Here is a 15,710-nt window from a genome sequence, read left to right on the forward strand (position 1 = left end):
AAATTATCTCTCTTTGTTGAAAGTTAAGAGTTAAGAGTTAAGATAATAAGCCACACTCTTTATCGTCTTTTTCAGATCTATGGTTTGAAGAACACAGCCCCCGAAAATCCTCTTCCCTGGTACCGGATAAGGCGATGATGATCATTATCACCTGTATGTGAAGCATAATAAGTAGAAACAATAAATGGAGAGTAATAGTCAGCTTCATCTTCTTCTGCAAATTTTTTAATCGTCTATTTAACGCCCAATCAACTTCTACCTTCAAATTATCTCAAGCTCTAACAGGTTAAGGTACAGATAAACCAGCTCGCTTTATCTCCGATACTATCCTTCAGACACTATCCGTATGCACTATCAGGTAGATGAAACCTACCCACAGGTGATTTTTACACCTGAACTTGCTCGCAATTAGTACAAATATCACGTGATCGTTCAGTTTTTGACAAGTTGAACATCTTTGTTGAAAAACTACTTGCGCGCTCCGAAGCATCGCTATATTATACGCGCACTCCAAACGAGACGGGTCATAAACAACCTGATTAATACTTCGCTTAGAGTAGATGACTAACACTTAGTTTAGTTGCCCGAATAGCTCAGTCGGTAGAGCAGAGGATTGAAAATCCTCGTGTCCCTGGTTCGATTCCGGGTTCGGGCACCAATATTTAATTTAATAGTTAATAACTATTAAGAAAGATAAGCCGGCATAGCTCAGTTGGTAGAGCAACTGACTTGTAATCAGTAGGTCCCGAGTTCGACTCTTGGTGCCGGCACCATCTTCTTCTTTATGAAGAGCAGAACAGCCACTCTTTTGAGTGGCTTTTTTGTATCTGAAATTTGAAGTTTGAAATTTCAAGTGTTCATGAATAACTATCAGTAGGTCTCCACCTACAAGAGCTTCGACTCTTGGTGCCGGCACCATACAATAGAAAAGCCTCGACATTGTTCGGGGCTTTTTTATGTCTGAAATTTACAGTTCAAAGAATCAGATATTCTCTCCCTCTCGTCAGTCTTATGCCATGTTAAAAACACTTCAGGACGGGACAATTCATAGATACAAAAAAGGAGCCTTGAAGGCTCCTCTGTTTAACTGTGCTTACTATTTACGGTTTACTGCTCACTAGCAGCTATCACTAAATACTAATGCTAAGAACTACCAGCTCTTCATCTTATAGCCTTTGACGGCATAAAATAGGATAAACAGGTAACAGGGTAACATCACCATATAACCGCCCTGCTGCCCCAATGACGATACAGAGCTTGTCAGTCCCCAAAATAGTGGGCCAAAGGCTCCGCCGGCAATACCCATAACCAGTAATGCTGAACCGGTACTGGTTAACTTCCCCATGCCCGATAGCGCCAGTGGCCATACCGCCGGCCAAACAATCGCGTTAGCCAAGCCAAGGAAAGCAATCATCAGCAAGGTATCAGGCAGCTGTGCACCACCTAACGGAACCAGCACGGCGTTTGCAATTGCATAGGACTCGTTGTCACCAAATACAATGCCTAAAGTTAGCAGTACTCCCAGTATTGCCGAAATCATCAGGGCTTTTGGCTGAGAGATAAAGCGGGGAATGGTCAAGATCCCTAAGGTATAACCAAGCACCATACAGATCATGGTATATGAGGTCATCACACCATAACTTTCCACACCTAAAGAGAGGGCAAATGTACCTATGGTATCACCGGCAATAACCTCGACGGCAACGTAGAAAAACAGCGCCGCCACACCAAATGCCAGATTAGGATGAGACAAAGCCTCTTTTATATGACCTTTACTGTTGGCATCACTGGCATCATCTTCTTTTGCTAATTCAGGTAGAGGCGATTTCTTAACTACCAATGCTAATAAACCGATAAACAGCGCCATTCCCATATATGGGATCACCAGGCCATTGGCCATCTCATCAATCTGAACCTGAGTCAGCTCTGTCCCTACTCTATCTTTAAAGCTATCCAGAATAAGAGCCGTAAATACCATGGGTGCTATAACCCCGGCACCTTTATTCAAAATTCCCATCACACTAACACGTGCGGCGGCAGACTCTTCAGGACCAATGCGGACAACATAGGGGTTCACAGCTGTTTGAAGTAGAGTCTGGCCCGCTCCCATCACCAGCTGCGCAAAAAGAAATAGTGCAAAAACCTGAGTCTTAGCGGCGGGGATAAACAGCAAACCAGCTATCATCATGACCCCCATACCCAGCGCCATGCCGTTTTTATAACCCACCTTTCGTATTAACCACGCCGAAGGTAGCGCGGTAAAGGTCACTGCAATATAAAATGAAAATAAAATTAGTGACGCTTGCAGCGGAGATAATTGAAGGATCTGTTTCAGATAAGGCATCAATGAACCATTGAGCCAGGTTGCAAATCCCAGCACAAAAAAGAGCACTGCGACTATCGTCATCGGGATAACGCTACTGCGCTTCTTATCACTATTTAATGTCATTTCCATAAGCCTGCTTCTTATAATATTTAATTGTGGAATACGGTACGGTTAATCTTCACTTACTCATATAAATCTGTGGCTAAACACTGCCAAACCCCCTCTATTCACGGGTTAATTTAAACAGCTTTGTTTCACTGATGTTAAAACAGAAACATAAAAAAGACAACGCTGTCATTTTATTCATTTAACATCAGATCATATGTTCATGAATTTTTATGCGCTAAATCAGTAACAAATTCTCGTGGCATAGGATTAAACCTTAATGAAAATATTTCGCCTATACATCCAAAATAGCAGCAACCACTGTACTAACAGCAGCGAAATAACGGCGACCAGTTCCTGGCCCGCTGCTGGAATGGCGTCGATGATGCCACCGAAGAGGCCTTTGGCGGTAAATTTCCAATTGATGAGACTGGAGGCAAGATAAATGATAATGGCATTGCACCCGATAACAACGAAGGGGAAAGCCATTGTCTGCCACTTAAGCAGATCGACAATAGCATAGAAAATAGTGAGCAGAATTAAGCTCCAGCCTATGGTTACTAAGGTAAATGAGCTGGTCCATAGATCTTTATTTACCGGCACGACAATATCCAACAGCCAACCAAGTCCCAAGAAGCCAACTCCAGCGATTAACATATAAGCCACTTTAGCCCATTCACCTTTAGGGTGAGGCCTAACGATAAAATGCCCGACAAATACGCCAGCCAGCGCATTAGCTACGGCCGGAATAGTTGATAAGATCCCCTCAGGATCTAATGGGCGGTTCTGGTAAGTGATCCCCGGAAGAAAAAGAGTATCAATAAACGCGTTAACAGAACCTTCAGGAGTGAAACTCCCGGCCCCATAGCCCGGAACCGGGAATAATAACTGCAGGAGTGCATAACCAATCAAAACTCCAGCCATAACTATGATCTGTGTACGTAAGCTGGTATGCCATACCAGGATTGCGGCAAAAAACCAGGCAAAAGCGATTCGCCCCAACACACTGGCATATCTCACTTCACCGGGCACGGTCGGGGCTCCTGTCCCCCAGCCGTGGTTGTATAGAATACCGAAGAAAAGCAGGAGTAATAGACGCTTAACAGCGTGTTTATACAGAGGCATTCTCTGAGCTACGGGTAACTTATCTAATCGCTTTGGCGATAAACCTAATGCTACTCCCGATAGAAAAATAAATAGCGGAAAGATAAGATCGTAAAAGGTAAATCCATGCCATTCACTATGGTGCATCTGAGCGTCAAACCACAGCCAGCCTTGCCAACTGGTCAAGGCAAGCAAGCCTGCAAATAGAGCTTCACCGCCTAAAATCCAAAACATGTCGAAGCCCCTTAACGCATCGAGAGACATTAATCGACGTTTGGAGACCTTAGCTTGAGCAACTTCCATTACTTCTTCCCTAGTTTATTCTTCTTGTTTTGTATTTCTTATTATTGGCTTGCATAACAAAAAGCCCCGACAGCATCTCTGCCGGGGCTTAAATTCGTTTAACTACAAATGGCTAAGGCTAAAACACACGTTCGCCACCAATATAGGTTTGTTCAACGTTAGTATTAGAATTGAGCAAGATAAGGTCTGCCCGACAGCCTACAGATAGCAGGCCTTGCCTCTTCTCAAGATTAAGAAATTGCGCCGGATAGAGAGATCCCATTCTTATGGCTTCGTCTAAATCTATTCCTAACATATTGACGGTATTGCGAACCGCTCCAGCCATATCGAGTACGCAACCGGCAAGCTCACCCGTGAGCGCATTTAATCGATCACCTTGTCGTAACACTTGAGTGCCAAAGAGCTCAAAACTCGCTTCACTATCCAGGCCGACCGGAGGCATAGCATCGGTAACCAGCATTACCTTGCCTTGGGGTTTTGCGTAGATAGCCACCTTAGCCGCAGCCGAATGAACATGGTGTCCATCGACAATCAAGCCACACCAGGCATCCCGGCTTTCTAAGGCTGCACCAACCATGCCCGGCTCTCTTGAGCCAAATGGCGACATAGCATTAAACAGATGAGTAAACCCGGTAGCGCCAGCTTCGAGTGCGGCTACAACCGTTTCATAATCGGCATTTGAATGACCAAGGCAAACCTTAACATCGGCTGCAACGAGTGCCTTAATCACCTCAACGGAGACATTTTCTGGTGCCAAAGTCACAAGCTTAATGCCTAAGTCATCGCGACTATAGAGTTCGAGTTCGGCGTCGGATATGCGACGAATATGAGATTGAGGGTGCACCCCTTTTTTAGGAATAGAGAGGTGCGGCCCTTCAAAGTGCACACCCAATACACCAGCACTAGCTTTAGTTAATGATGCGGCAACGGCATCGGCCGCTCTTCGCATCACGTCGATGTCATCTGTAATGAGGGTAGGCAGAAAGCCTGTGGTACCGAATTTAGCGTGTGCGGAACCTATCGTCTCGATGCACTCGACCGAGGTATCTGCATTTAATAACGCCCCGCCACCACCATTTACCTGCACATCGATAAAGCCGGGAGAGAGCATCCCATCCAGTTTCACTTCCTTTGCACCGGAAACGGTATCAAATGCCAGAATATGCCCATCTTCAATAGTTATCGGGTATTCACTATGAAAAAACTCACCATCGAATACTTGCTGTGCAATAAAAGTCTGCTTCATCTCATTTAGATCCTGAGTCTACTTTAATCATCTGTTCTGAAACTGCTGACGGGCATAGTATGCAGCCCCGAATTCCGGTGGCGCCAATGTGGGCGAAAGCTTAGCAAGCACATCTTTACCCAACCATGGAGCCATGGGCTCTGCAAGACCACCAATCATAGAGAAACGAGGTGGTTCAATTTCAAATAACTTGCGCGCCAGCTCACTGATATAATCAGCGCCCTCTTTGACTATGCCAAGAGCAACTTCGTCACCAGCATGGGCGCACTCAAGAACGGTACGAGCAAGTTTTGCGTAAGTCCCGGATGACTGCCCCGCTAACTGTTCAACAATTCCCAACGCATCTTTAGTCTTAAAGTAACTCAGAACCCGTTCGGTTAATGCCGTCTCTTCAGCGAAGCCATCGAGATAAAGTAAGACCCGCTCAGCAGCTTGTAAACCTAACCAAGCACCACTACCTTTATCACCTAATGCAAAACCATGCCCACCCAGGCATAGCTCCTTACCGTTAACATTGGCGTAGCCACATGAACCGGTACCGGTAATGATAACGGCACCATCTCCCCCCTTGTGTGCTCCGATGCATGCAGTATGCAGATCTGTGGTCACATACATACTGGCAAACGGATGATCCCAATTAACGATATCATTATAAAGTCTGGGAACATTAACTCCTGCAAGACCGAGACCAGCGACTAAGGTTTTGCTGTCACTCAAGTTCATTCCTGCATCTTTCAATGCAAGCTCAGTAGATAGCTGAATCGACTCAAATGTTTGAGATAAACCGTGAAGTGGATTTGCGCGCCCGGCGACACCAGTACCAATTACAGCATCCTCACCAGAGTAGATCGTTGCCCGGCATTTACTGCCACCACCATCAATACCAATAAACAAGGGTTTCCCCATCGTCTGGTTCACACTCATACAGACCTCATTCACAGTTTTCATCCGGAGCCTAGCAAGCTCTAACTAGATTCCGCTACCGATTAAGTTAACCTCATGTTACAACACAAATGACAGCGTTGTCATTTACTTTTTAACCCTAATTGCAACTGTATACGGTCTCCCCTTCGAGCCCTTGTGCCAGTAAGGGTTAGGTGTGACCAAGATTAATATTATCCCGAAGCCACACCTGTTAACCCTTTGTTACATAGAGACAGGTATTACACGACCGCTAATGTTACATGACGACTAATTTTACCTTACGACTGGTGTTACCTGACAACTAATGTTACCTGACAACTAAGGAGCGCCCCCTTCGTTTGCCGTCAGCGCCAACCGCCCTCACTTCAACATGCCCCTCAACGGCTACAGGAGACTGATATGCTTGCCACTGTCCACCAGCAACCCGATATTCAATAACGAGTCCAGGATAAATCAGGTTAGTGAAAAGCTTCCCCTCATGGATATGAGCGCCTACTGTAGGAATGCGGTATTCGATACCTGCCATATCGAGCTTTGATAACTCTTTATGTCCGAGTGTATTCGCGATAACTGACCATTGAGCCAATTGGCGGGCACGCATCTCTTGGCTGAAGAAACCGGAGTCTTGATTATAAAGCGCGCCTTCATGCTGGTATGGCACTTCCCAATCGGCCTTATGCCATGCCTTCTCGGCTAAGATTAATAACCTTGGGAAGGTCATATATTCGACGACGGCATCACTTCTTAAGGTCTCAGACCAGATCTGACCCTGTATACCAGAGAAACCCATCCCTTTGTTAATTGGACCACTGACGCGTTTACCATTTTCATCTAATTGCTCAGTATCATCCGCTTCGAAAGCCTGCCCCTGAATATCGGTCCATTGTTCGGCATTTGCAGGCAGGTTATCCGGCATGAAGCCATACAACTTTCGCTCGTTGGTATTTCTGCTTGCCCAATAATAACCATGCTCTTTAGGGTCTGCTTCGTATGGAAAATCGAAATAGAGCATTTCCGGCATACCTAAAATGGCATCCCACCCCAAGTTCACCTGCTGATGCGCACGCTTATAACCGCCATGAGAGATCACATCCCAAACGTTACTCTGTGACTGCTCTGGCATATTTTCATGGCGGGTATGACTCATACCATCACTCCAGCCGGCAGGCTCTATGCCTTTCTTACTGAGGATATTTGAGACTCGCTCGACAAAGTAAGCACCAAACTCATCACTGGATTTTACGCCCTGCTCATTGTCTGCAAGGAATCTTTCACAGACAGGAGATTCGAGCCAGGCACCGGCCGTTTCATCGGCGCCGATATGATAAATTGAGAGCGGCAGACCCGCTTGCAGGTGCAACTTGGCGATCTCGTCGATAACCTTAGTCACAAAGTGGAAGGTCGATTCCATACACACATTCAGGGTATTGTCGTCATAATATTGAATCGATGAATAAACCGTCTTGTCATCGAAGTCGGCTAACAGATACTCCTTCGCGGCTTGCTCATTACCCAACGCCATAAACTTGTTGTAGCGAGCCTCCATCGACTTAATGGCCGCCCGTGAATGTCCCGGCATATCCATAGATGGAATGACCTGGATCTGTCTCGCAGCGGCATACTTTAATATCTCGATGTAGTCCGACTTAGAGTAGTAACCGTTGACTGCGGTGTCTGCAAAAGGACCACTGCCGAGTTGAGGCAAGAGACAGCTTGTCTCGGTCAGATCATGGCAACGTTTACTACCTATATCGGTCAACTCAGGCAGGCCATCTATCTCTAACCGCCAACCTTCATCGTCAGCCATATGCAGGTGTAGCTTATTTAGCTTGTATGCCGCCATCTGATCTAACATATCTAAGATCAACTGCTTACTATGGAAGTTCCTGGACACATCAATATGCATACCACGAAATCCATATCTGGGCTGATCTTGAATACTCATGGTATTAACAGATAGCTTGTTTGTGTCTATCAGGCTGGTCAAAGAAGCCAACGCATAGGAGAAACCGGCATCATCGCCTGCTGATATTGTGATATTGTTTTCTGCGATATTTAAGCGGTAACTTCCGCTTGCCTGCCCGTCGGTTACTTTTTTAAAGTTGACTACTAAACCGTTTTCACTCTGGCCCACACCGATACGCTCGAGTCGCTCCAGTGCCGCTGTAATTGCGCCGGCATCGATTGAGTTTAGGTTTAACTTTATGCCTTGAGCGAGAGAAACAGGTCTATCGCTCGATGTTACTTCAACGCTTAACGGAGTAGGTATAATTGTGTTCACAGCCGATTCAGGCTGTGTGTCTACACCTTGATTATCCAGAAACAGAACCTCAGGTGTCGCCCACTTCAGCTTATCTGTATCGCTTCGCTTATATTGTGTGTCTGCATCGGTAAACGCGACATTATATGGCCTGAGTTCCATCCCGGTCTCAGCATCCTTGGTGACTTGAGTGCTTTTTATCACTACCGGCTTTAGCTCACCCGATACAAGGTAGTAATTTGGCATCGCATCCGTTTCTGATAACTGCCAAAGCTCACCACGAAAATCTATGGTCTTAGTAATCCCTTTCTTAAGTCCTTTGAAAGAAGCTGTCGGCTCAATTTTGTGAAGATCGCCCTTAACTCTGGTAATGGTAAACTCATCACTATTCACCGACTTAACGGGTCTCATCTGGCTAAAGTATATCGCCCAGTCTTTACTCGCGATATCGACAGAGGAAGTGAGATCGATTTGAGCGCTGAAGCAGCGTCCATCTACGCCGAAAGTTGGGCAGCCATCGGGATAGTTAGTGATTAAGCGATACTTAATATCTAAGGTGTCACCGAGTCGATTGAGCGCTGACTGAGTAATACTCTGGTCTATCAGTATCTTGGCTTCTGTGGGACTGGTTACCTTCTGGCTACACGCGCCAGTGCTCAGAACTAAAGTTATTGCTGCAGCGATAAGTTTAAACTTCATCATCTTCCTCTTAATGTCAATATTCCCTCATTCTCACTAACAGAACGAGCTAACTTAAGTCCGCAACCCTTCCCCTTGCAATATCAAGCCCTCGGTCAACTAAGCAAATCGCTTACTATCATGAGAGGCCGTACCTGAGATCGTGGCTTAATCATCTACTTTGTTAACATTCACCTGAGAGCAAAATATATATTCCACCTCAAGCTGAGCCCCATTGGCGAAATAGGATTCATATAATGTTGTCAGTTGCCTGCGTTATGGATTACTCCTGAACAGAGTCTTTGAGAAGTGTAACCGTCGATAAAAAGGGAGAACAGAAAAATTATCGCGATCAGGAACAGCAGTTCAATAAACCACTGCCCCACACATTCATAGCCCCAAAGAAAAAAAGCCAGGTGTATATTCTCAATCTGAGTGTAACACCTGGCCAATACTAGTTTCTGGGGAGAGACTAAATTTACAAACACAGATGTATAGAGCTTAAAGCCAGTATTCATCTGCCAAAAACATGAATCAGGAGACCTCTTCCTTCTCATGCAGACCTTACAGACAAGTTATCACACAAGCAGATGACAACGCTGTCATTTATTAATGTACACAAAATAACACAGAATATCTACATTTACCTTACATTCATTTTGAACTTTTTTCTTACCTACTTATGAGTCTCAATTAATATAAGTTAACCCCCAACTTTAATGAGGGGTTTAACTTTTAGCATCCATAAAAAAACCAGTCAGGAGACTGGTTTTTAGAAGGAAAAATCAAGCTATAACAGACAGTTTAAAAACTCATATTTAAACCAAGAACATAACGGCGACCATTTTGGTATACAGACATTAGTCTGCTCTCCGTCTGATCATATTCCACTACTTGCTCATCGGTTAAGTTAACCGCCTCAAATGTTAGCTTGAAGTTTTCGGTTATGTTGTAAGTTGAGCTAAAGTCGAGTTGGCCATAATCATCATTATACAGTTCGGCACCAGTCCAGCTTACGCCCTTGTACCAATCGGTTCTGTAGTTATACATGAAACGTGCACCGAATGTGTCATTCTCATAGAACACCTGAGTATTTGCCATATGCTCAGATACGCCTTCTACTAAGCCTGAGCCTAACTGACCTTCGACACGGTCTTGATCACTCTCAGCATTGGTATAGGTATAGTTTGCAGCAATACCGAAATCACCAAATGTCTGTTGATACCCAAGTTCAATACCGTCGGTTGTTCCACCAAGACCATTCTCCGGACGGCTGATAGTCACATCAACCATCTCATCTTCTTGCTCATGATAAAACTGATCTACATAGGTTCCGGTAGTACGGTAGCTCTTAATATCTTTAAAGAAGTATGTTGCTGATATTATTGATGCATCTCCGAAGTACCACTCCCAAGAAATATCAAACTGGTCCGCAATCTCCGGATCTAAGTTTGGGTTACCAGCCGTACCGACAGGGAACTCACCATTTAGATCACCAATTGATACTATTGGTGCTAAATCAGAGTAGTTAGGACGAGCCATTACGCGAGCCGCTGCAAATCGTACAATTTGCTCATCGGTAACATCGAATGCAATGTTAAAGCTTGGCAGGATTTCAGTATATTCCCTCTTCTCGGTTACCCATTCTTTATAAGCAGGAGTTAAATATGTCTCCCACTCACCACTACCGACAGTTTCTAATCCCCAGGAATCACCACTGAAATTATAGCTGGAAGCGGTCTGCTTCGTTTGAACAATTCGAACACCTAAGTTACCGCGGAATCCTTCACCATCGAAATTACCCTTGATATATCCACCGAGTATTTTCTCATTGAGTTCCCAGATCTCAGCTAAGTTATTATGTACCGCATATTCGGCTCCCTCACCGAACCCAAGGTTCATAAATGTGTCACGATCTCCCTCTAACTGATCAACAACATTGCCACTGACAACATTACCCGCAACAGACTGGGTACCATTGGTTTGGCCACAAGTATCCAAAGTAGGACACTGCTCGAAAATATCCCACATATAAGGTGTTGAACCATCAGCTTTTTGCCAGTGCCAGCTATATGCCTGACGCCCCTGCGTTCGGTCATGATCTCGATACTTTAAACCCGTCTCGATGGAGCTAAACGCACCAAACTCTACTGGGATTTCAAAATCAATCTGGCCAAATGTCTCTTCATCGGTAGTAGGCTTGTTACCACCCCAGGTCCAATTTTGACTCCACTGAGAGCCATCTGTTGGATCTACGCCTATGTTTACCGATGGCTTACCGGAAAGGTCAAAAGAGTATCCAGAGTCGGCAGGGTCTACGTTAGGAACAAAACTCCAGGATGTTTCGTTGTAAGTACCACCTTCAGCCTCTGTTTTACCTAGCTGTGCATGTACGCTAAATGCATCTGCAGCATAGTTAATCTCTAAATCAATAGAAGATGTTTCGGTGCTTGACTCCCTGTTGATGAAATCCCACTCATAAGAGCCACCACTGGCTACCGTGCCTTTGTATATATTTGAGCCACTTGCAGCTGTACCTGTAAGTGAATCCAGGTTGTTTTGTGGTCGAATAAGCAAGTTACTGTTGAGGTTGTTCGCATCCATCTGCGAATCAAGAACATTTAATGTAAAATCTAATGAATCTGTTGGCGCATACTGAAGGCTGGCAAACAGTGTTTGACGCTCTCTATCCTGCTTAAATATCGGGTTACCGATGTCCTTAGGCGCCCTCATACCGTTTTCATCTTCCGGGGTCCATCCCAGAATCTCAAGCCCCTCACGCTGAACAGTTCTATCTTGCTTAGTAGCAGAAACTAAAATACCGAAAGTTTCCGACTCATTTTTCCATGAATACAGTGCATCGATCTGGGGATCTGTTTCTCCAGATGTATCTGAGTATTGTCCTTGCAAGTTTAGGTTGACCGAGTTTGCATCTAGCTCTAACGGCTTACGGGTACGCATAACAACCGTACCACCAATAGAACCTTCATCCATATCCGCAGTAGAGGACTTATAAACTTCTAGAGTTTTAACTAATGAAGAGGGCAGCAGAGTAAAGTTAAAACCACGGGAAGGGTTATCTAAGATAAACCAGTCAGCAGTAGCTACATTTTGACCGTTAAGTAAGGTACGGTTCTTCGTTGGGCCAGAACCACGAATTGTGATCTTCTCGCCTTCACCAAACTCACGACTCACACCAACACCGGTTATACGAGATAGTGATTCAGCAACGTTCTTATCCGGGAATTTACCGATATCTTCAGCGGTAATGGTATCAACAACAGCGTTAGCAAACCGTTTATTATTGATATCGGCTTTACGTGAAGCGCGGATACCACGCACTTCGATCTTCTCGATATTCTCGTCTGCTGTAGAACCTGCCGATTCTGCTTCGGCAGCAACAGCAGACATAGACATTGCAGTACCAAGCAGTAGGGCGATATTTGTAGCTAGTACAGTTTTCTTAAAATTAGATGGTCGCATCTCATTTCCCTTCCATAACTTTATTTTATTTTTTTAATTTCCATAACCATTCCCTAACGGAATGACAACGCTGTCATGTTCGGTACAAACATTACACAAAAATTAACCTGTGCGCTACAACAAAATAACCAAAAAGAAGAAATACCCGCCTAGCACAATATTTATTTCACAATTGTGATGAGCAAGCCCGAGCTTAAGAACTGAGGGTTACAAAGGGTTTCAGCCCCGTCATGCATAGATACGAAAAAAGAAATATTTATATAAGTGATATACGATTTAAATTTCTTGTTTGCTAATTAGGGGAAAAGTTCGCACTATAGCCAGTAACAAGTTGAGAATTAGTTTTTCGTAAAGCTTAGATTTGCGTTCAATGGTTAGCCTTGAAGCATCTCAGGTTAATATGCGTAATACACTGATATAAAGAGTGTTTAGCTGAATGAAAGTCACAATAAACGATGTAGCAAAGTATGCTGGCGTCTCGATAAAGACGGTTTCCCGAGTCACTAATAATGAACCATCTGTAAAGCAGGCAACCATTGACAAGGTCAATGAAGCCATCGAAGCACTAAATTACCAACCCAATCTAGCAGCAAGAAATTTAGCGGGTACAAAATCCTATGTGATCGGCTTTATTTACGACAATCCGAATGCTTATTATGTCATTGATATGCAGAATGGAATCCTATCTTCCTGCAAAGATCTTGGCTATGAGCTGCTAATTCATCCATGTAATGCTAAGGCCGATAACATCTGTGAAGAGTTAACAAAGATGGTTAAGCATGCAAGGCTTGCTGGCTTAGTGCTAACTCCACCGTTATCTGAAGATCCCAAAATATTGGAAGCATTAGATAAGATAGATGCAAATTATGTACGTATCATAGCCGGCGCTAAAATAGATGATGAGACCGGCCTGGCAGTGCTGGTTAACGATAAACATGGAGCAGTTTCTATCACACAACACCTGATTGAACTCGGCCATAAAAATATCGCCTTCTTGAGTGGCGATCAGCACCATGAATCGACCAAAGAGCGTTTATCCGGTTTTACCCAGGCAATGAATAACAATAATATTGTCATCAATAAAGACAATATTATTGAAGGGGAGTATTCATTCGAATCTGGTGTTAATGGAGCGAAAGAGCTGTTGAGAAGGGATGACAAGCCTACAGCCATAGTCGCCTGTAACGATGAAATAGCAGCCGGAGCGTTATTTGCCGCCAGACTCGAAGGACTGGATATTCCTAACGATATCTCTATTGTTGGTTTCGAGGATAGTCCATTCTCGAGACAGACATGGCCTAAGCTGACGACGGTTCATCAGCCAAACCAGAAGATTGCTCAGATGGCTACCGAACTATTGATCGCTAAAAGGCGAGCACAAACTTCAGAACACGCCAAAATTTTTATCCCGGAGCCGGTGATCAGAGACTCCTCGTCCAGTCCCGCTTCCAAATAACCCATACAAGCTGTAGAAATAATAATGCCGCAGAGAGAGCTCTGCGGCATTGTTATTTCTAAAACATAAAAGAGTAGACTAAACCGCCTCTTCGTTTTCTTCACCGGTACGAATACGTATTACACGCTCGACTTCGGTAACAAAGATCTTACCATCACCAATTTTTCCTGTTCGAGCTGTATCTACAATGACTTCCAGAGCCTGCTCTAATAATTCATCTTGAATGACCAGTTCAATTTTTACCTTAGGTAAGAAATCCACCATATACTCGGCACCGCGGTAAAGCTCCGTGTGACCTTTCTGTCGCCCAAAACCTTTAACTTCAGAGACCGTCATTCCGGTGATCCCTATTTCAGCAAGCGCCTCTCGCACATCATCTAACTTAAATGGCTTAATAATGGCTTCGACCTTCTTCATCAAACACTCCTTTTATACTTGCTTCAATGGGGTTTATCTCTCAAGCCTTAAGCTTAACATGACTGGCATGGACACTGTAGTCGATTATATTATTTACAATAAAGAAGCATTTTTCTTAGTTCAGAACAATCTAAATCACTTCTTACATGCCTCTTATCAGCGGCTATACTCAGATACTGAGCAGCTATTCTCTATAGTGACTCAATGGTGATTGCCGGATGCAAACACCTGAATTTCCAGGGAGGAAATCATGAAAACCTGTACCGGATTTACATTAATAGAGCTAATGACTACCTTAGTAGTTGCTATGGTACTTATCAGCATAGCAATGCCATCGCTCGCATCTTTATATCATGCCTATCGTGCAGACAGTGCCATACGAACAATACAAAGCACATTGCAACTAGCCAGAAACAGCGCGATTAGTTATGGCTCTCGGGTTACAGCTTGCCCACTGCTGGAAGGAGATTGTACACAAGACTGGACATTAGGGATCACGATATTTATCGATAGAGGAGATTCCAACACTATAGATGGCTCAGATAAAATTTTACTGACAACAGACAACTTTCATCAAAGCGACTTTGTCACCTACAATCGCACAGCAGTTAGATTTCAACCCGATGGGTTAGCTTCCGGAACCAATGGCACTTTGCGCTACTGCCCAAACTCTGTATCTAGCAAGCATTCAAAAGCGGTTATCATCAACCAAGCCGGCAGAGTACGCTTTTCTAAAGATAGTAATATCCGATGTGATTAAACTAAACTTAAAATCCTCTAGCCTTTGTCAAAATTTCCTTTACAGCCAATATTTTGGCTGTAAATAATTGTTATTTGATGCTGTAAACTACTTAGTTCTCACATATACTTAACAGATAATTGAAGGGAAGATCTCATGCTACGATTATCAAAAGGTTTCACACTCATAGAAGTAATGGTGACAATAGCTGTAGCGGCTATTTTACTTGGTATAGGTGTGCCATCTTTGGTTTCAGTATATGAAAGTGTACGAGTGAATAACAATATCGAAAAAATCAACAATATTTTTCTATTCGCAAGAAACCAAGCTATTAGCTACGGTACAACGGTAAACGTTTGTGCATTCGCCTCAGCGACATCATGCGGTACCGACTGGGGAAATGGAATAAGAGTATATATAACGAGAGCCGATAGCAGTGAAAAAGAACTGCGTGTGATTGATAACTTTAATCCCAATGATAAGCTGAAAGGGCCAAGTTCTGCTTTTACTTTTTCACCCGATGGTCTGTCAAGCAGTGCAGATTTAATTTACTGTCCGGGAGGAAAAAGCAACAACTCAAAAAGTGTAACAGTTAGTAATAGCGGATTAATATCATACGGTGAAGATGGAAAAAGCTGCTAAGCTCGTGAGTAAATTAATTTGTGCTAT

Annotated in this window: 10 protein-coding genes and 2 tRNA genes; 5 read left to right on the forward strand and 7 right to left on the reverse strand. The window is 43.9% G+C overall.

What is annotated here, in order from left to right; all coding sequences use genetic code 11:
* Nucleotides 1-582 precede the first annotated feature (582 nt).
* Nucleotides 583-658, forward strand: a tRNA-Phe gene (locus EKG39_RS02840).
* A 39-nt stretch (nucleotides 659-697) separates the two neighbouring features.
* Nucleotides 698-773: transfer RNA gene (locus EKG39_RS02845), tRNA-Thr, on the forward strand.
* Nucleotides 774-1,150: 377 nt separating this feature from the next.
* On the opposite strand, the gene nagP is transcribed toward EKG39_RS02845, so the two are convergent.
* From nagP to EKG39_RS02875, 6 genes are all read right to left on the reverse strand, one after another.
* The gene (gene nagP, locus EKG39_RS02850) at nucleotides 1,151-2,455 is read right to left on the reverse strand and encodes an N-acetylglucosamine MFS transporter NagP (protein WP_425470117.1); all 1,305 of its coding nucleotides are present in this window, start codon (nucleotides 2,453-2,455) and stop codon (nucleotides 1,151-1,153) included.
* Between the two features lie 246 nt (nucleotides 2,456-2,701).
* Nucleotides 2,702-3,838 carry a transmembrane glucosamine N-acetyltransferase NagX gene (gene nagX / locus EKG39_RS02855; protein WP_126504009.1) on the reverse strand — a complete coding sequence of 379 codons (1,137 nt, stop codon included), beginning with the start codon at nucleotides 3,836-3,838 and terminating at the stop codon, nucleotides 2,702-2,704.
* 118 nt (nucleotides 3,839-3,956) lie between these two features.
* Nucleotides 3,957-5,084: an N-acetylglucosamine-6-phosphate deacetylase gene (nagA, locus tag EKG39_RS02860; protein WP_126504011.1), complete on the reverse strand. Its 1,128-nt coding sequence runs from the start codon at nucleotides 5,082-5,084 to the stop codon at nucleotides 3,957-3,959.
* 27 nt (nucleotides 5,085-5,111) lie between these two features.
* A complete protein-coding gene (gene nagK / locus EKG39_RS02865; RefSeq protein WP_126504704.1) occupies nucleotides 5,112-6,008 on the reverse strand; it encodes an N-acetylglucosamine kinase in 897 nt (298 codons plus the stop codon).
* Nucleotides 6,009-6,315: 307 nt separating this feature from the next.
* A complete protein-coding gene (locus tag EKG39_RS02870) occupies nucleotides 6,316-8,967 on the reverse strand; it encodes a family 20 glycosylhydrolase (protein WP_126504013.1) in 2,652 nt (883 codons plus the stop codon).
* A 783-nt stretch (nucleotides 8,968-9,750) separates the two neighbouring features.
* Nucleotides 9,751-12,429 (reverse strand): TonB-dependent receptor, encoded by a 2,679-nt coding sequence (locus EKG39_RS02875; RefSeq protein ID WP_126504015.1) that lies wholly within the window; start codon nucleotides 12,427-12,429, stop codon nucleotides 9,751-9,753.
* Nucleotides 12,430-12,865: 436 nt separating this feature from the next.
* Between EKG39_RS02875 and EKG39_RS02880 the strand changes: the two genes are divergently transcribed.
* The gene (locus tag EKG39_RS02880; RefSeq protein ID WP_126504017.1) at nucleotides 12,866-13,885 is read left to right on the forward strand and encodes a LacI family DNA-binding transcriptional regulator; all 1,020 of its coding nucleotides are present in this window, start codon (nucleotides 12,866-12,868) and stop codon (nucleotides 13,883-13,885) included.
* 78 nt (nucleotides 13,886-13,963) lie between these two features.
* Here EKG39_RS02880 and EKG39_RS02885 read toward each other — a convergent pair whose 3' ends face one another.
* The gene (locus EKG39_RS02885; protein WP_126504019.1) at nucleotides 13,964-14,302 is read right to left on the reverse strand and encodes a P-II family nitrogen regulator; all 339 of its coding nucleotides are present in this window, start codon (nucleotides 14,300-14,302) and stop codon (nucleotides 13,964-13,966) included.
* Nucleotides 14,303-14,552: 250 nt separating this feature from the next.
* Here EKG39_RS02885 and EKG39_RS02890 point away from each other — a divergent pair, with 250 nt between their 5' ends.
* Both EKG39_RS02890 and EKG39_RS02895 read left to right on the forward strand, forming a co-directional pair.
* The gene (locus EKG39_RS02890; protein ID WP_126504021.1) at nucleotides 14,553-15,062 is read left to right on the forward strand and encodes a GspH/FimT family pseudopilin; all 510 of its coding nucleotides are present in this window, start codon (nucleotides 14,553-14,555) and stop codon (nucleotides 15,060-15,062) included.
* Nucleotides 15,063-15,197: 135 nt separating this feature from the next.
* Nucleotides 15,198-15,683: a GspH/FimT family pseudopilin gene (locus EKG39_RS02895; protein ID WP_126504023.1), complete on the forward strand. Its 486-nt coding sequence runs from the start codon at nucleotides 15,198-15,200 to the stop codon at nucleotides 15,681-15,683.
* The last annotated feature ends 27 nt before the right edge of the window (nucleotides 15,684-15,710 follow it).

Source organism: Shewanella atlantica, from assembly GCF_003966265.1.
Lineage (GTDB): Bacteria > Pseudomonadota > Gammaproteobacteria > Enterobacterales > Shewanellaceae > Shewanella > Shewanella atlantica.

Coding starts and splice junctions, on each gene's coding strand:
- nagP (WP_425470117.1), bottom strand. CDS start 2,455: ATGGAAATGACATTAAATAGTGATAAGAAGCGCAGTAGCGTTATCCCG.
- nagX (WP_126504009.1), bottom strand. CDS start 3,838: ATGGAAGTTGCTCAAGCTAAGGTCTCCAAACGTCGATTAATGTCTCTC.
- nagA (WP_126504011.1), bottom strand. CDS start 5,084: ATGAAGCAGACTTTTATTGCACAGCAAGTATTCGATGGTGAGTTTTTT.
- nagK (WP_126504704.1), bottom strand. CDS start 6,008: ATGAGTGTGAACCAGACGATGGGGAAACCCTTGTTTATTGGTATTGAT.
- EKG39_RS02870 (WP_126504013.1), bottom strand. CDS start 8,967: ATGAAGTTTAAACTTATCGCTGCAGCAATAACTTTAGTTCTGAGCACT.
- EKG39_RS02875 (WP_126504015.1), bottom strand. CDS start 12,429: ATGCGACCATCTAATTTTAAGAAAACTGTACTAGCTACAAATATCGCC.
- EKG39_RS02880 (WP_126504017.1), top strand. CDS start 12,866: ATGAAAGTCACAATAAACGATGTAGCAAAGTATGCTGGCGTCTCGATA.
- EKG39_RS02885 (WP_126504019.1), bottom strand. CDS start 14,302: ATGAAGAAGGTCGAAGCCATTATTAAGCCATTTAAGTTAGATGATGTG.
- EKG39_RS02890 (WP_126504021.1), top strand. CDS start 14,553: ATGAAAACCTGTACCGGATTTACATTAATAGAGCTAATGACTACCTTA.
- EKG39_RS02895 (WP_126504023.1), top strand. CDS start 15,198: ATGCTACGATTATCAAAAGGTTTCACACTCATAGAAGTAATGGTGACA.